Source organism: Arthrobacter sp. B6 (assembly GCF_001663775.1).
Classification (GTDB): domain Bacteria; phylum Actinomycetota; class Actinomycetes; order Actinomycetales; family Micrococcaceae; genus Arthrobacter.
In genome coordinates, this window is sequence record NZ_KV467168.1 from 3,181,552 (window position 1) to 3,198,134 (window position 16,583).

The following is a 16,583-nucleotide window of genomic DNA, read 5'->3' on the forward strand; positions in this document are numbered from 1 at the left end:
AGGAAATCTAATCAGCCTGCTTACTTTGTGTCGCAAAAAGGGTTAACGTCGGATGATCCCCAGGAACGCCGGGGACCCACAGTAAGGCAGATCATGAAGGCACTGACCTGGCAAGGCAAACGCTCTGTGAGCGTGGAAGAAGTACCGGATCCTGTGATCCAGGATCCGAAGGACGCCATCGTGAGAATCACTTCCACGGCGATCTGCGGCTCAGACCTTCACCTGTATGAGGTCCTTGGGCCATACATGCACAAGGGCGACGTGATCGGGCACGAGCCCATGGGCATCGTGGAGGAAACAGGAGCCGCTGTCAGCAACCTGAAAAAGGGGGACCGCGTGGTCATTCCCTTCAATATCTCGTGCGGCCACTGCTATATGTGCCGCCTGGGACTGCAGTCGCAATGCGAGACCACCCAGGTCAAGGACAAAGGCTCCGGAGCCGCATTGTTCGGCTATTCCGAACTGTACGGCTCGGTACCGGGCGGCCAGGCAGAATACCTCCGCGTGCCCCACGCCGACTACGGTCCGGTCAAGGTGGGCCAGGAACTGCCGGACGAACGCTACCTCTTCCTCTCTGACATCCTCCCCACGGCCTGGCAGGGTGTGGAGTATGCCGCTGTCCAGCCCGGCGGCACCCTGGCAGTCTTCGGGTTGGGGCCGGTGGGCCAGTTCGCGTCCCGGATCGGCGTGCACAGGGGCCTGCGGGTGATCGGCGTGGACCCGGTCCCGGAGCGGCGCCGAATGGCGGCGCGGCATGGGGTGGAGACCCTGGAATACAGCAAGGACCTCGTTGGCGAGCTGCGGGAGATGACGGAAGGCAGGGGCCCGGACGCCGTGGTGGACGCCGTCGGCATGGAAGCGCACGGTTCGCCGGTGGCCGGCTTCGCGCACCAGGCCGTTGGGCTGCTGCCGGACAAGCTTGCTCAGAAGGCCATGGAAACCGCGGGCGTTGACCGGCTGGCCGCCCTGCACGCGGCCCTGGACGCCGTCCGCCGGGGCGGCACGGTGTCGCTGAGCGGCGTTTATGGTGGTCAGGCCAGCCCGATGCCGCTGCTGAGCATGTTCGACAAGCAGATCCAGCTGCGCATGGGCCAGTGCAACGTCCGCCGGTGGACGGATGAGCTTCTGCCCTTGGTGGAGGACGACGCCGATCCGCTGGGTGTGATGGACCTGGTCACCCACCGCTCGGGCCTGGACGGCGCGCCGGCCTTGTACGAGAAGTTCCAAAAGAAGGAGGACAACTGCATCAAGGTGGTCCTCAATCCGGGTGCCTGACCGTTGCCGGCCAGTGGTTCCTGTCCGCGGGCAGAGCTCAGGACCGGGCCACGTCCACCACGCAGAACCGGTTCCCGTCCGGGTCCTCAAGCACGATGAAGTCAGGATTCCCGGGATACAGGTCCCAGTCCGCGCGGGAGGCGCCCAGGTCCAGCAGGCGGGCCACCTCGGCCGCCTGGTTGTCCGCATAGAGATCCAGGTGGATCCGCGGGTGTTCCTGCACGGGGGTCTCGCTGAGCATCAGGGCAAGCCGCGCCCCGCCGCCGCCACCGTGCGGAATCAGCACCACCCAGGTGTCGTCGCCGTCCTCACGGGGGACATAACCCAGTGCGTCGCACCAGAAGGCCGCGGAACGGGCAACGTCCTGAACTCCGATGACCGTGGTTCCGATTGTGAGCATGTTTGAATGCTTCCCCCATCTCAGCCGGCAGGCAAGCCCTGCCGGCTGCTCCGCCCGATTCCCCTCAGCACAGCGAGTTCAGGGTTTGCTCAGCCACCTCCTCAAGCTCAAGGACCAGTGGATTGACGTCCAGAGTGGGCGGTGCCGGCGGGTACGTCACGGCGATCGTGAGCTGCCGCGAGCCATCTTCGCTGGTCATGGAAACACTCCCATAACCATCGATGTCGCCCGGGTGTCCGTAGTACAACCTGTTGATGCACGTGTCATTCCACTTCCATAAACCGAATCCGTAGAAGCCGCCGACGGGCCGCAGCATCGCAGCCCGGCTGTCGTCACTGAGGAGCCGTCCCTGGAGGAGGGCCGCATAGAAGGCGTTCACCTCCGAGACAGTGGACACTGCACCCCCGGCGGCCAGTTCCGTCAGCCACGCCGGGTGGGTCGCGTCAAAGCGCTCGCCGTTCACGGTGACGTAACCGTGGATCATGTCGCCAGGCACATCCTCGGGCCGGGGCAGGCTTGTCGACTCGAGTCCCAACGGATCGGCAATGTCCTCCTTCAGGACAGTGTTGATGCTCTCCCCACGTACCCGCTCGACAATCAGGCCCAGCGCCGCGTAGTTCGAATTGGAGTAGCTGAAGCCCTGTGCAAGCCTCCGCTCCCACGGCACCGCGGCCGCCAGGGCCAGTTGCTGCTCCAGGGGGAGGGGCCTGCTCATGACCTCCTGCCAGGGTCCTGAAGCCAGCAGGGGAGCCGCAAAGTCCGGCAGCCCGGACTCGTGGATAAGGAGCTGGCGTACCGTCACGGGACCGGGCGGACGCAGGACGGTGCCGAATTCCGGGAGGTAGCTGCTGACCTGTTCGTCGAGGTTGACCTTGCCTTCCTCCACAAGTTTCATCACCGATACCGCCACCATTGATTTGGTGATGCTGCCAACCCTGAACGCGTCGGACGCCGTGGCGGGGTCACGCGTGTCGAGGTTCCGGACGCCTGCAGCGTGGGTCCACACCTCTCCGCCGTGCCTGACCTCGATGAGCACGGCAGGGGAGCCCTCTTCAATCATCCGGCGGCTGAAATTCTCCAGCGCCGCGAACGGTCCCGCTGTCTCCCGTTCATCCGGAGGTCGTGGGTCAGGCGTGCAACTGCCCAGGGCGGCGGCCACCAGCGCTGCGGACACAGCCGCCGCGATTCTCCCTCCGATGCGGTGCACCCTGCTTCCGGGCATGTCCCTGACCCTTCGGGCCGGCGGGCTGCCCATTCCTGCAGTGCCGGCACCTCAATGCTCCTCGCACTCCAGAACCGGGTCAAGAACCCGCCCCTCACCCAACTGGGTAGCACTTAATGTCGTTATCAGGCGTCAAAACGACATCTGCTGCTACCTAGTTGGGCGGGGTGGAGAGGTTTAGGTGAGGCGGATCTGGCGGTTGACGTCCTTGTACAGGAGGTAGCGGAACGGGCCCGGTCCGCCGGCGTAGCAGGCCTGCGGGCAGAAAGCGCGCAGCCACATGAAGTCGCCCGCCTCCACTTCCACCCAGTCGTCGTTCAGGCGGTAGACGGCCTTGCCTTCGAGGACAAACAGGCCGTGCTCCATGACGTGGGTCTCCGCGAACGGAATGGAGGCGCCGGGCTGGAACGTCACGATATTGACGTGCATATCGTGCGCCAGGTCGTCAGGATCAACGAACCGGGTAGTGGCCCACGCGCCGTTGGTGCCCGGCATGGGGCGGGGCTCCACGTCCTGGTCGCGGGTGACGAAGGACTTTGCCGTGTGGCCTTCCATGGCTTCGTAGGCTTTGCGGACCCAGTGGAAGGACGCGGCTTCGCCATCGGCGGGTGCATCGTTCCGGACCTTCCAGTCCGCGCCCGCGGCGAGGTAGGCGTAGCCGCCGGCTTCGAGGCGGTGGATCTCGCCGTCGAGCGTCAGTGTCAGGGATCCCTTGGTCAGGAAGATGACGCCTTCGACGCCGGCCTCCGGCTCGGGTTTGTCGCTTCCGCCGCCCGGGGCTACCTCCACAATCAGCTGGCTGAAGGTTGTGGCGAAGCCGGCGATCGGGCGGGCGATGATCCACGAGCGGGTGTTCTCCCAGCCCGGGAGGTTGGACGTGACGATGTCGCGCAGCACGCCCTTGGGGATGACCGTGTAGGCCTCCTTGACCACGGCGCGGTCGGTGAGGAGCTGGGTCTGCGGCGGCAGGCCGCCTTCGGGGGAGAAGTAGGTGCTCATGAGTTTGCTCCTTGCGGTGTAGAAGACAGCGATGTGGAAGACAGCGGTGCGGATTTGGCGGCGAGGCGGGGGTGCGCCAGCCCGGTCAGCCGGGGCAGGCCGACGCCGGCCAGCGCCTGGACCTCATCGGCACCCACGGCGCCGCACTGGACGCCGCGCAGCACGAACGCGGCCAGCGCGCGGGCCGTGGCGGGCTCGTCCATGACTCCACCTTCGGTCTGCTCCACGTAGTTGTGGAGCCGGGCGGCAGCGGCGGGAAGGCCCTGCCGGTAGAAGGCGTAGGTGGCAGCGAAGCGGCTGGGCAGCTGCGCCGGGTGCAGGTCCCAGCCCTGGTAGTAGCCTCGTTCCAGGGAACGCCGGACCAGGCGGCCGTGCAGCTGCCAGGCGTTCTCCACGTTGTCGCCCACAGGGATGATGTTGGTGGACCCGTCCGAAAGCCGGATGCCCGTGCCGGCCACGGCCAGCTGCATCACTTCCTTGGCAAAGTCCGCCACGGGGTGCTCCATGGACTGGTACTCGGCCGGGATCTGCAGGGACGCGGAGTAGTCGTACGTGCCATAGTGCAGCCCGCTGATCCGGCCGGGGACCGCGTGCGGCAGCTGCGCCACGGGGGAGGTCCCTTCGGGGCCAAGGATCAGCTGCGGCGTTTCCACCTGGACCTCGAAGCGCAGCCGGCCTGCCGGCAGTCCGTGAACTTCCTCCAGCCGGGACACTGCGTAGTCCATGGCCTGCACCTGCGCCACGGTGGTGACCTTGGGCAGGGTCAGGATGAGTCCGGCCGGCAGCTCGCCCGAGGACGCCAGTCCTGAGACGAAGAGGTCCAGCGTGCGCAGGCCGCGGGCCCTGGTGGGCGCCTCGAAGCATTTGAACCGGATCCCGATGAACGGCGGTGCGGAGCCGGCCGCGACGGCGGTGGCCACGGCGGCTGCCGCGGCAACGGCGGCAGCATCCTCGGCGTCGTCGCCCCTGTCCCCGAAGCCGTCCTCGAAGTCCAGGCGGAGGTCCTCGACCGGTTCGCTTTCCAGCTTTGCCTGGACCCTTGACGCGACCGTCCCGGCGAGTTCCGCGTCCTGGCCCAGGAGCCGCCCCAGCCGTTCCAGCCCGCCGTGGGCCGCCGCCGTCGCCAGTGCCTGGGAACCCCAGTCAGCGGCGAACGACGGCGTGAACCGGTCAGCGGGGACGTAGACGGTGTGGACGGGCTGGCGTGAGCCGTCGTCGCCCGGATAGTTCCGGTCCAGCAGCCGGTCCGTGGCGGCCAGCTGGGCGTCGATGTGTGCGGTATCCGCCGCGGAGAGTGACGGCTTGGGAGAGGCCGGCATGCCTCAGCCCACCAGTTCGTAGGCCGGGGTGGTGAGGAAGTCCGTGTACTCCTCGGACAGGCAGATGTCGGCGATCAGGTCGCTGGCCGGCTTGTAGTAGAGACGGAAGGCTTCATCCCCGAACTCGGTGCGGAGCCGTTCCGTCTCCTCGCCCAGGATCCGCTCCACCAGCTCCCGCGTAACGGTGTTTCCGGTGTCGGCCAGGACGGACTTGTTGCGGATCTGCTGCCACACCTGGGAACGGGAGATCTCCGCGGTGGCGGCGTCCTCCATGAGGTTGTGGATGGCCACCGCGCCGTTGCCGGACAGCCAGACGGCCGTGTATGCGACGGCGACGTACAGGTTCAGGCGCAGCCCGCCTTCGGTCACCTGGCCGTCCGCGGAGCCGATGTCCAGCAGCTGGTCAGCGGTGACCGAGACTTCGGGGCGCTGCTTGTCCAGCTGGTTGGGGCGGTCGCCGAGCACGGCGTCGAACACCTCGCGGCAGGTGGGGACAAGGTCCGGGTGCGCCACCCAGGAGCCGTCGAACCCGTCGTTGGCCTCGCGGGTCTTGTCCGCGCGGACCTTGGCGAAGGCGGCTTCGGTGACCTCGGGGTGCCGGCGGTTGGGGATGACGGCGGCCATCCCTCCCATCGCGAAGGCGCCGCGCTGGTGGCAGGTCTTGACCAGCAGCTCGGTGTAGGCACGCATGAACGGAGCGGTCATGACCACCGAGGCACGGTCCGGGAGCACAAACTCCTCGCCGGCGTCGCGGAAGTACTTGATGATGCTGAACAGGTAGTCCCAGCGGCCGGCGTTAAGACCGGAGGCGTGGTCGCGCAGCTCATAGAGGATCTCGTCCATCTCGAACGCTGCCGGGATGGTTTCGATCAGCACCGTGGCGCGGATGCTGCCCTGGCCGAGGCCCAGGAAGTCCTGCGCGAAAACAAAGACGTCGTTCCAGAGCCGGGCCTCGAGGTGGCTTTCCATCTTGGGCAGGTAGTAGTACGGGCCGTGGCCGTTGAGGACCAGCTGCTTGGCCACGTGGAAGAAGTGCAGGCCGAAGTCCACCAGCGCTCCCACGGCAGGTTCGCCGTTGACCAGCAAGTGTTTTTCCGGCATGTGCCAGCCGCGCGGGCGGGCCACCACGACGGCCAGCGGGGCGTCGGTGCGGAGCGTGTACTCCTTGCCTTCGGCCGAGGTGTGGCTCAGGGTTCCCTGCGCGGCATCGCGGAGGTTCAGGATGGAGTCGATGACGTTGCCCCAGGTGGGGGTGCTGGCGTCCTCAAGGTCTGCCAGCCACACCTTGGCGCCGGAGTTCAGGGCGTTGATGGCCATCTTGGCCGGAGAGGCGGGGCCGGTCATTTCCACCCGGCGGTCCTGCAGTGCTGCCGGTGCCGGCGCAACCGTCCAGTCGCCGTCGCGCACGTCCTGGGTTTCCGGCAGGAAGTCCAGCCTGCCGGTGTCCGCTACCCGCTGGCGCTTGACGCCGCGCGCGGCGAGCAGCTCGTTGCGGGTGCCGGCGAAGCGGTTGTGGAGCTCTTCGAGGAACGCCAGGGCCTTGGGGGTGAGGATCTCCTCCGCGCGTTCGATCGGCCGGGGGTCTGTGACAGTGATGGCCATTTCTGGTCCTTTCGTTGGCTGCGAATCAGGCGTTGGCGAAGGCGGCGGCTTCAGCGTCAGCTGAAGCCCCTGCTGCATCCGTTGCCGTGCTGGCTGCTGCGGTTGCCGCCGCGGCGTGCGCTGCTGCTCCTGCTGCCTGTGCGACGGCGGAAGCGACATCTGCGGCGACATGGGGATCGAAGACACTGGGGATAATGTAACTGGCATTCAGTTCATCATCAGCCACCCGGTTGGCGATAGCCTCTGCGGCGGCCACCAGCATTTCCGGCGTGATGTCGGACGCGCCGGCGTCCAGGAGCCCGCGGAAGAAGCCGGGGAAGGCCAGGACGTTGTTGATCTGGTTGGGGAAGTCGCTGCGCCCGGTGGCTACCACTGCGGCGTATTTGGACGCGATGCCGGGGTCGATTTCCGGCGTCGGGTTGGCCATCGCGAAGACTATTGCCTTCCCGGCCATCGATGCGACCTGCTCCTCGCCGATCACGTGCGGCGCGCTGACGCCGATGAATACGTCCGCTCCCCTGAGGGCCTCGTGCAGGGTGCCGGCGAAGCCTTCCTCGTTGGTGTTCGCGGCAATCCAGGCGCGGTGTTCGTCGTCGTACTTTTCGCCTGAGTGGATGGCGCCCGAGCGGCCTGCGGCGATGATGTGCCGGGCACCCTGTGCCTTCAGCAGCTGGATGATGGCCGAGCCGGCGGCGCCGACGCCCGAGACCACAATGCGGACCTCGTCCAGCTTCTTGCCGACGACGCGCAACGCATTGACCAGTGCAGCCAGGGTGACGATGGCGGTGCCGTGCTGGTCATCGTGGAAGACCGGGATGTCCAGTTCCTCGCGGAGGCGGTTCTCGATCTCGAAGCAGCGGGGGGCCGCGATGTCTTCCAGGTTGATGCCGCCGTAGACGGGGGCCATTGCCTTGGCGATCATGATGATCTCTTCGGTGTCCTGCGTGTCCAGGCAGACCGGCCAGGCGTCAACGTTGGCAAATTGCTTGAACAGGGCGGCCTTGCCCTCCATGACCGGCAGGGCGGCGGCGGGGCCGATGTTGCCCAGGCCGAGGACAGCGGAGCCGTCGGTGAGGACGGCGATCGTGTTCCGCTTGACGGTGAGGTTGCGGGCGGCGGCCGGGTCCTCGGCGATGGCCAGGCAGACGCGCGCGACGCCGGGAGTGTAGGCGCGGGAGAGGTCGTCGCGGTTGCGCAGGGCGACCTTGGGCACGACTTCGAGTTTGCCGCCCAGATGCATCAGGAAGGTGCGGTCGGAGACGTGCTGGACCGTGACGCCGTCGAGCGCGTTGAGGGCATCCTTGACGCGGCCGGCGTGTTCGTCGTCGGTGGTGTTGCAGGTGACGTCCACAATCAGGGTCTCGTGGTGGGACTCGGTGACGTCCAGGGCGGTGATGGCCGCGCCGGCCGCTCCGACGGCTGCGGCCAGTTCACTGGTGGCGGAGAAGCTGGACGGTGCTTCCACGCGCAGCGTGATCGAATTTCCGGGGCTCGGGTTCGCCATTGAATGTCCTCCTGTAAGGCCCGTTGCCGGGCTGGGTGCTGATCAAAATGTTTTCGTATTATGGATATTATTATCTACTTTGTGGAAATACAAGCCTTCGGCGTTCGTGCGCCCGCGTCGGGCCGTGATGTATCTTGGGAGATCTAGGGCAATTCTTTTCACGATGCGGATAAGAGTTGTCGGAAATCGAGTCCTCAGGAGACTGGTACATGGCTGAAAAAGCCTCGGGAGGCGTGCAGTCCGTAGAGCGCGTCTTCGAACTCTTGGAACTGATCACGGATGCCGGCGGAGAAGTGACGCTCAGCGAACTCTCCTCCTCCACTGATCTTCCTCTTCCCACCATCCACCGGCTGCTGCGCACCCTGGTCACACTGGGGTACATCCGCCAGCTGCCCAACCGCCGGTACGCGCTGGGACCCCGGCTCATCCGGCTCGGCGAGGGCGCCAACAAGCAGTTGGGTGCTGTTGCCCGGCCACAGCTGAAGACCCTGGTGGACAAGCTGGGGGAGACCTCCAATATGGCGGTGCTCGATTCGGACATGGTCATCTACGTGGCCCAGGTGCCGTCCCTGCACTCCATGCGCATGTTCACCGAAGTGGGCCGCCGCGCCCACACGCATGACACAGGCGTGGGCAAGGCGATCCTGGCCCAGCTCGACGACGACGTGGTCCGCGGCATCGTAGCCCGCAGCGGGATGCCCACCCCGACGTCCAAGAGCATCGGCGACATCGAGTCCCTGTTGGCGGACCTGGGCAGGATCCGGGAACGCGGCTACTCCATCGATGAAGAGGAACAGGAGCTTGGCGTGCGCTGCTTCGCCATGGCTGTGCCCAACGCTCCGACGCCAGCGGCCATCTCCGTATCCGGCCCCGTGTCCCGGGTGGACCAGTCCTTCGGCGAGCGCGCCGTGCCCATGCTGCGCGAGGCAGCCCAGGCTATCTCGGACGAGCTTAACCGCAACTGACCCACGACCCCGCGGGCAACGGGGAATGCACCCCGCGAACGACCACTTGTGCCCTGCGGAGGGTATTTCCGGGGCCGTTGACCGGGTGCAGGGGTGGGCGTAGCATCAGCCCCATCCCATAGGATTTGGACCCGGCGGAGGCTATCATGGCGCAATTTATGGACGTTCATCACAACATGGTGGGAATCACTGCGGAGCAACTGCGGGAAGCCCATAACGCGGATCTGGCAATCCAGGACGACGAGCATGTTGACTTCAAGCAGGCGTGGGCGGATCCGGAATCGGGTCTGGTCTATTGCCTGTCCGAGGCCCCTTCAGCGGACGCGGTCAGGATAATCCATGAGCGCTCCGGCCATCCTGCGGATGAAATCCATCCCGTACCGCTGGCTGTCTGAGGGCGCCCGTCCCGTTGAAACCCCCGGCACCTGAGGTGCCGGGGGTTTCTCCTGCCGGCTAGTGGTCAGACTTCGACGACGACTCCACCGGGACTTCCTTGCCGTCGCAGTCGATCAGCTTGCCGCCTTCGTAGCGGTCGCCGTCGGCCAGGCATTTGAGGTCCTCCTCGCGGACCACGCGTCCGGTGCCGGCCACAAACACCGACTGGTTCTCCGAGTTGCCGGCCTTCAGGTGGTTGAACAGCAGGTTCAGGAGGATGGCCATCACGGCGGCCGAACTGATGCCGGAGTGGAAGATGGTGCCGAACCAGGACGGGAACTGGTCGTAAAAGGCCGGCGCGGCGATCGGGATCATGCCAAAGCCGATGGACGCCGCCACGATGATCAGGTTCATGTTGTTCCGGTACTCCACCTTGGACAGTGTGCGGATGCCGCTGGCGGCCACCGTTCCAAAGAGTACGACGCCGGCACCGCCCAGGACGGGCGTGGGCACCGCTGCGACCACCCGGCCCAGCACGGGCAGCAGCCCGAGGACCACCAGGATGACGCCGCCGGCGGTCACCACGAAGCGGCTCTTGATGCCGGTAATGGCCACCAGGCCCACGTTCTGGGCAAAGGCGCTCTGTGTGAAGGAGCCGAAGATCGGCGAGATGGCGCTGGAGAGCATGTCTGCGCGCAGGCCGTCGCCGATACGCCGGGAATCAACCTTCGTACCCACGATCTCGCCGACGGCGATGATGTCAGCAGAAGTCTCGGTCAGCGTCACCAGGATGACGATCAGCATGGAGATGATGGCCGCAAGGTGGAAGGTGGGCGGGCCGAAAGCGAACGGGGTGGGGAAAGCGACGATCTCGCCCTGTCCCACCTTGGAGAAATCGGCCATGCCGGTGACAAAGGCGATGAACGTGCCGATGATCATGGCAAGCAGGATGGACAGCCGGGAGATGGTGGCGCTGCCGACCTTGCTGAGCAGCAGCACAATTCCCATGGTGGCCGCCGCCAGTCCGATATTGGCCACGCTGCCGTAGTTCTCGGCTTTGCTGTTGCCGCCCATGGCCCAGTTGGCGGCCACCGGCATAAGCGTCAGGCCGATGGTGGTGATGACTGTTCCAGTGACCACGGGCGGGAAGAACCGGATGATCTTGGAGAACAGCGGGGTGATGGCCAGGCCGATCAGCGAGGCAACGATCACCGAGCCGAAGACGGACTGGATGCCACCGCCGCCGTGGACGATGGCCACCATGGTGGAGACGCCGGCGAAAGAAACGCCCTGGACGAGCGGCAGTTTGGAACCGAAGAAAGGGATGCCGACAGTCTGCAGGACGGTGGCCAGGCCGCCGACAAAAAGGCAGGCGGCGATGAGCAGGCCGATGTCCTGGGAGGACATGCCGGCTGCCGCGCCGATGATCAGCGGCGGGGCGATGATGCCGCCATACATGGTGAGAACGTGCTGGAAGCCGTAGGCGAAGCTGCTGCCAATGGAGAGGCGCTGGTCTTCGGGACGGTCAGAGGGCTGGCGGCCGGCTTTTGCGGCCAGGCGGGAGGACTTTTTCTTGAGGTTCACAGCAGACTTTCTGGTTCATGGCAGACGTCTTTGTCTGGCTAACGTGGTCTGGCTAAAAGCGTGGGAGGTGGGCCCGGCCCGGAAGTTTTTGTCCAGATAAGGCTTGTTTGGAGGTCCTTAAGTCGCCATAAGTGGACAAAAACTCCAGGGCCGGACGGGTTGGGTGCGGCCTAGCAGAAGCCGGCGATGCCTGACCAGGCGATGTCCGCCGGCGTGGCGTCATCGCGCTGGACCGTGGCCTCGATCAGGCCATAGGGGCGGTCGGCCGCGTAGAAGACCTCATTGGGGTTGTCGAGGCCGAACGGCGAGAGGTCTACCAGGAAGTGGTGTTTGTTGGGCATGGAGAACTTGATCTCGTCGATCTCGCTGTGGGCTTCCAGGACTTTGGCGCCCATGTCGAACAGGGTTTGCTGCAGGGCGTGGGAGTACTTCTCCGTGAAACCCTCAAGGAGGAGGCCCTTGACGTCCTCGTAGCTCTTGTTGAAGTCCAGGGTGTTGAAGTCGGTCCCTGACTTGAAGCGCCAGCGTGCGGAAACATCGGTGGCCAGGATGCGGTCCGTGGTTTCAGGCAGCGTGGTGTATTTGTCCTTGGGGTAGCCCACAAAGCCGGACTGCGTGGACTTCAGGACTGTCAGGTCCTTGAGTCCGGAGATCAGGTGGGTGGCGGAGCCGTCGCGGACCAGGACGGCGGTGCGGACTTCCTGTCCGTTGCGCACGAAGGAATGGTCGTGTTCGCTGCCGTGCGCCTGGATCCGGTCCCAGCTGTAGGACTCGGCTTCCCAGCGGCCGCCGGTGACCCAGCCGAAGCTGGATGTGAAGTGCTCGCCGAGGCGCAAGAGGAAGGCTTCGGGGGAGCCGACGCCTTCGCGGGCAAAGGCGTAGATGGTGTTCTTCTGGGTGTCCGTGGCCACCACATGGGCGTTGTCGCCCTCAAGGTGGGCGGCCTCGAAGTCGCCCCGCAGCTGCGAGGTGACGTTCAGGTCTTCGATCTCGTGGCGGTCCGTGTCCCGGGTGATCTTGACGACCCGGACTTCGGCCTTTCCGTACTGGTTGTTGCCGAGGATGATGTTGCTGCTCATGGTCAGATTCCCAACTTCAGGTATGCGGATCAACGTTCCACATAGAAATTAAGCGCGCGTTTCCCACGCGTTTCTTGTACCGTCGGCCCAACAAAAAATGAGCCGACATCAATAGATGTCAGCTCATTACGACCCTGCCTGCTGCTCCCAGGTTACGTGACTTGCGCCACGAGTTGAACTCCAGAATAGCCCAGCAATGCGGTGGTGTACATCACAATCTGAAAAATCCGTTTGTGACCGGAGCTCTTGACGGCTCGGAAGCGCGCACTCTAAGCTTTTCGTATAGCAGAATCAGTTTTCCACTTTGCGGAATTCTTCAACTAGCCCTCACGACCTCGGAGGAGGATCAGATGTACCAGCAGGACACCACGCCGGTTGCACCGGCACAGGCGGCGGCACCTTCGGTCCAGGAGTTCTACCTCCCCCTCGGAGGCGGCACGGATCCGGACTTTTATCTGCCGGCAGACCGGGACCACGTCCCGGGCCGGTTCTCGCGCTGGATCCATGGCCTTCCTGGCTTCCGGCGCCAGCGTTCATGGCGGGGCTGAGGACACGCTTCTTCGCCCAGGACACGCAAAAGCCCTGGCGACACCCGAATTCGGGTGTCGCCAGGGCTTTTGCGTGTCGCCGGCGTCAGGACCCCGGGCGCCCCGGCCACTCCTTGCCGGCCCAGGGGTCGTAGTCGGCGATGAGCTCCTCCTGCGGCGGACGCTCCGCTTCGGGGACGTGCTGCAGGTTCACCCGCACCCTGTACCAGAGTGAGCTCGATCCGCGCATGCCGTCGACGAGCAGGTCGGCGGGATGAAGGGCAGGTACGACGTCGGCGTGCCGGGACTTCCACTCGTCGAGCGCTGCGTGGGCCTCGGGTTTGGTCTTGGTGCGGGCCACTTCGATGAGCGGCATCACGGACTGCCGGCGGCCGGAGCCGTCGCCGCTGCGGGGCGCCTTCTCGGCGGGGCCCAGCTCGGCAGCCAGGGCGAGGAGCCCGTCGAGGCTCCCCGCCGCGTCGTCGATCCCTTCGTGTGGGTCGCCCGCGCCGGCGAAGCGCTCGGGCACCGTGCGAACCGTGAACTCTTCCGGCCGGGCAGAGCGGACCTCATCCCACGTGAGCGGCGTCGAGACCCGGGCATCGGGCAGGGGCCGGACCGAGTACGCGGATGCCACAGTGCGGTCCTTCGCGTTCTGGTTGAAGTCGACGAAGACACTTTCGCCCCGCTCCTCCTTCCACCATCGTGCAGTGGCCAGGCCCGGAGCGCGGTTTTCGACCTCGCGGGCGAGGGTTTCGGCCGCGAGCCGCACGTCGCGGTACGACCACTGCGGCGCGATGCGCACCAGGATGTGGAGTCCGCGCGACCCGCTGGTCTTCGGCCACCCCACCAGGCCCGTGTCGTCGAGGACCTCCCGCGCGACGTACGCCACGTCGACGATCTGCGACCAGTCGACACCCGGCATCGGATCGAGGTCCACCCGGAGCTCGTCAGGGTGCTCGAGGTCCTCGGCGCGCACAGGGTGCGGGTTGAGGTCCAGGCAGCCAAGATTCACCACCCACGCCAGGCCGGCGGCATCCCGGATGACGGCCTCCTCCGCCGACGTTCCGGACGCGTAGCGCAGGGTGGCAGTTTCGATGAAGCCGGGGTGGTTCTCTGGCACGCGCTTCTGAAAGAACGGTTCGGCGTCGATGCCCTTCGGGAAGCGCTTGAGCACCATCGGCCGGCCGCCGGCCCCGCGCAGCGCACCATCCGCGACGGCGAGGTAGTAGCGCACGAGGTCGAGCTTCGTCAGCCCTGGCTCGGGGAACACCAGCTTGTCCGGACTCGAGATGCGGACCTCGGCGTCGGCGATGTCGAGGATCTCGGCCGGGGTCTTCGACGGGTTCATTCCGCCACGCTAGCAACGATCACAGGGCGCAGCATAGGCCCCGCTTCGACGGTTGCAGGTGCCACGCCGCTGAACGCCGTGTGGCCAGGGAACCGTCCAAGCGGCGGATGTTGCTAACCCCAAACCAGCCGGCGGGCAGCGGCCGAGTGTTCGGAGATGAGCCCGGTGATGTCCAGGCCCGGAATCTGCCCGTCCACCACGCGCCACCTGCCGCCCACCATCACCCGGTCGGCCCGGTCCGCCGCGCACAGCAGCAGCGCGGCGATGGGGTCATGGCTGCCGGAAAACCGCAGGTCGTCCAGTCTGAACAGCGCAAGGTCCGCCTGCATCCCCGGTGCCAGCTGCCCCAGTCCGGGGCGCCCCAGGACGGCCGCCGAGCCCCGGGTGGCCCAGCCAAGCGCCCGTTCCACCGGGACGTCCGCGCCGTACCGGAGGCGCTGCAGATACAGTGCCTGCCGGGCTTCGAGGATCATGTTGGAGGCATCGTTCGACGCCGATCCGTCCACTCCCAGCCCCACGGGAACCCCCGCGTCCTCCAGTTCCAGGACCCGCGCGGTGCCGGATGCCAGCCTCATGTTGGAGGTGGGGCAATGTGCGACGGCGGTGCCCGCGGCTCCCAGCCTGGCGATCTCGGCGTTGGTGAAGTGGATTCCGTGGCCCAGCCAGGTGCGGTCCGTCAGCCATCCCACGCTGTCCAGGTAATCAACGGTGCGCAGGCCGAACATCTTCTTGCAGAAGTCCTCCTCGTCCAGGGTTTCCGCCAGGTGCGTGTGCAGCCGGACGTCCAGCCGCTCGGCCAGCAGGGCGCTTTCGGCCATGATTTCCTTGGTCACCGAGAATGGCGAACACGGGGCAAGGGCAATCTGAACCATCGCGTCGGACCCGCGCTCGTGATACTCGCCGATCAGCCGTTCGCTGTCCGCCAGCACCACCTCCGGAGCCTGCACTGTTGACTGGGGCGGCAGGCCGCCGTCGTCCGTTCCCAGGGTCATGGAGCCGCGGGTCAGCGTGGCCCGCATTCCCAGCCGGCGGACCACGTCCACTTCCACATCGATGGCGTGTTCCAGGCCGTCAGGGAACAGGTAGTGGTGGTCTGCCGCTGTGGTGCAGCCGGAGAGCAGCAGTTCGGCCAGCGCCACGGTGGTGGCGAGTTCCAGGTCCCGCGGCGTCAGCCGGGCCCACACCGGATACAGGTTCTGCAGCCAGGGGAACAGCGGGGCGTTCGCCACCGGACCCCAGGCGCGGGTGAGGGTCTGGTAGAAGTGGTGGTGTGTGTTGACCAGGCCGGGAGTCAGGACGTGGTTGCCGGCGTCGAACGTCTCCTGGCACGGCACCGAGGGCTGCTGGCCGGCGGCCAGCACCTCCACGATGACGCCGTCGCTGACCACCAGGCCACCAGAGGCGTCCAGGGCATTGGCGGTGAACGCGGCCTGCGGATTCCTGATCCAGAGCCGGGTGGGTGCATTGCCTGAAGGGGAGGAGGTCATGGGATTCCTTGTCTGAGCGTGGCTTGTTGAAGTTTCCAGCTCAGTGAGGCCCTGTCTGCTGATCCAGGCGTCCGCATCCGGAAAGGCCTGCGGGTGGGGACAAGCGTAGGGGCGCGGCGGCTGCCCGTCAACGCCCGCCAAATGTGACTGGCGGCGTGAGGGCCGTGAAACGCAGATTTCACATTGCGAAATTAAACTTCCAGAAAACTATGGCGCACGCCACACGGCGGTGCTAATCTCGTACTTGCCAAAGGCGGGCACCCGGACCCCGGGAAGCTATCTACCAGGCGCAACTTAACCTTCACAGCACATGCTGAAGCCTGGTAACCGTCGCACCTGGTTCTACTGGTCCCGCAACGGGATACCGGCTTCCAAGCAAAGGGAGTCGCATCATGAGTACCACCGTCACGGCCGAACAGTATTTGGCCCGATCCATCCAGTTGGCCACGGCCAACGTCCTGAACAGCGGGGGCCCGTTCGGGGCCATGATCGTCACGGCTGATGGCCAGACGTTCGACGGCGTCAACCGCGTCACCGCCGACAACGATCCCACCGCGCACGCCGAGGTCACCGCGATCCGCACCGCCTGCCGGGCACTGGGCACGTTCGACCTCACCGGCGCCGTCCTCTACACCAGCTGCGAACCATGCCCCATGTGCCTGGCCTCCGCACTCTGGGCCCGCGTCCAGCGGGTCGTGTTCGCCGCGGACCGCCACGACGCCGCCTCCGTCGGCTTCGACGACGCCGTCTTCTACGAATACTTCGAGAACCTGGACAGGGATTCCCTGATGCCGGTGGCCAAGCTCGAGTTGGACGATCCGCAGGCACCCACGCCGCTGGAGCCGTTCAACACCTGGAACACGCTCGAATCCAGGATCGACTACTAGGGCCCGG

15 protein-coding genes are annotated in these 16,583 nt (G+C 65.9%); 5 read left to right on the forward strand and 10 right to left on the reverse strand.

Annotation, left to right across the window (positions count from 1 at the left end):
• Positions 1–93: 93 nt before the first annotated feature.
• Positions 94–1,275, forward strand: coding sequence for a zinc-dependent alcohol dehydrogenase (locus tag AU175_RS14135; protein ID WP_066290042.1), 1,182 nt, complete (start codon positions 94–96; stop codon positions 1,273–1,275).
• Between the two features lie 37 nt (positions 1,276–1,312).
• Here AU175_RS14135 and AU175_RS14140 read toward each other — a convergent pair whose 3' ends face one another.
• From AU175_RS14140 to AU175_RS14165, 6 genes are all read right to left on the reverse strand, one after another.
• Complete coding sequence (locus AU175_RS14140; protein WP_066290044.1) at positions 1,313–1,675, reverse strand: VOC family protein; 363 nt, start codon at positions 1,673–1,675, stop codon at positions 1,313–1,315.
• Between the two features lie 64 nt (positions 1,676–1,739).
• Entirely contained in the window at positions 1,740–2,897 is a 1,158-nt protein-coding gene (locus tag AU175_RS14145; protein ID WP_066290047.1) for a serine hydrolase domain-containing protein, read from the reverse strand.
• A 177-nt stretch (positions 2,898–3,074) separates the two neighbouring features.
• Positions 3,075–3,896, reverse strand: a complete 822-nt coding sequence (locus AU175_RS14150; protein ID WP_066290048.1) for a bifunctional allantoicase/(S)-ureidoglycine aminohydrolase — start codon at positions 3,894–3,896, stop codon at positions 3,075–3,077.
• Complete coding sequence (locus AU175_RS14155; RefSeq protein WP_066290049.1) at positions 3,893–5,215, reverse strand: DUF6986 family protein; 1,323 nt, start codon at positions 5,213–5,215, stop codon at positions 3,893–3,895. The genes AU175_RS14150 and AU175_RS14155 overlap by 4 nt, the downstream gene beginning before the upstream one ends.
• A gap of 3 nt (positions 5,216–5,218) precedes the next feature.
• Complete coding sequence (aceB, locus tag AU175_RS14160; protein ID WP_066290050.1) at positions 5,219–6,817, reverse strand: malate synthase A; 1,599 nt, start codon at positions 6,815–6,817, stop codon at positions 5,219–5,221.
• 25 nt (positions 6,818–6,842) lie between these two features.
• Entirely contained in the window at positions 6,843–8,321 is a 1,479-nt protein-coding gene (locus tag AU175_RS14165) for an NAD-dependent malic enzyme (RefSeq protein ID WP_066290053.1), read from the reverse strand.
• Positions 8,322–8,530: 209 nt separating this feature from the next.
• On the opposite strand from AU175_RS14165, the gene AU175_RS14170 reads away from it, so the two are divergent.
• Both AU175_RS14170 and AU175_RS14175 read left to right on the forward strand, forming a co-directional pair.
• Positions 8,531–9,286 carry an IclR family transcriptional regulator gene (locus tag AU175_RS14170; RefSeq protein ID WP_066290054.1) on the forward strand — a complete coding sequence of 252 codons (756 nt, stop codon included), beginning with the start codon at positions 8,531–8,533 and terminating at the stop codon, positions 9,284–9,286.
• Positions 9,287–9,432: 146 nt separating this feature from the next.
• Positions 9,433–9,681 (forward strand): SCO4226 family nickel-binding protein, encoded by a 249-nt coding sequence (locus AU175_RS14175; protein WP_066290055.1) that lies wholly within the window; start codon positions 9,433–9,435, stop codon positions 9,679–9,681.
• A 58-nt stretch (positions 9,682–9,739) separates the two neighbouring features.
• Here AU175_RS14175 and AU175_RS14180 read toward each other — a convergent pair whose 3' ends face one another.
• Together AU175_RS14180 and pucL are read right to left on the reverse strand one after the other, a co-directional pair.
• Positions 9,740–11,245, reverse strand: coding sequence for a nucleobase:cation symporter-2 family protein (locus tag AU175_RS14180; RefSeq protein ID WP_066290057.1), 1,506 nt, complete (start codon positions 11,243–11,245; stop codon positions 9,740–9,742).
• Between the two features lie 170 nt (positions 11,246–11,415).
• Positions 11,416–12,324, reverse strand: coding sequence for a factor-independent urate hydroxylase (gene pucL, locus AU175_RS14185; protein WP_066290059.1), 909 nt, complete (start codon positions 12,322–12,324; stop codon positions 11,416–11,418).
• Positions 12,325–12,674: 350 nt separating this feature from the next.
• Here pucL and AU175_RS14190 point away from each other — a divergent pair, with 350 nt between their 5' ends.
• On the forward strand, positions 12,675–12,872 hold the full coding sequence (locus tag AU175_RS14190; protein WP_066290062.1) for a hypothetical protein: 198 nt from the start codon (positions 12,675–12,677) through the stop codon (positions 12,870–12,872).
• Between the two features lie 85 nt (positions 12,873–12,957).
• On the opposite strand, the gene ligD is transcribed toward AU175_RS14190, so the two are convergent.
• On the reverse strand, positions 12,958–14,202 hold the full coding sequence (gene ligD, locus AU175_RS14195; protein ID WP_066290066.1) for a non-homologous end-joining DNA ligase: 1,245 nt from the start codon (positions 14,200–14,202) through the stop codon (positions 12,958–12,960).
• A gap of 113 nt (positions 14,203–14,315) precedes the next feature.
• The gene (locus AU175_RS14200; RefSeq protein ID WP_066290068.1) at positions 14,316–15,689 is read right to left on the reverse strand and encodes an 8-oxoguanine deaminase; all 1,374 of its coding nucleotides are present in this window, start codon (positions 15,687–15,689) and stop codon (positions 14,316–14,318) included.
• 392 nt (positions 15,690–16,081) lie between these two features.
• Between AU175_RS14200 and AU175_RS14205 the strand changes: the two genes are divergently transcribed.
• Entirely contained in the window at positions 16,082–16,576 is a 495-nt protein-coding gene (locus AU175_RS14205) for a nucleoside deaminase (RefSeq protein WP_066290070.1), read from the forward strand.
• Positions 16,577–16,583 lie beyond the last annotated feature (7 nt).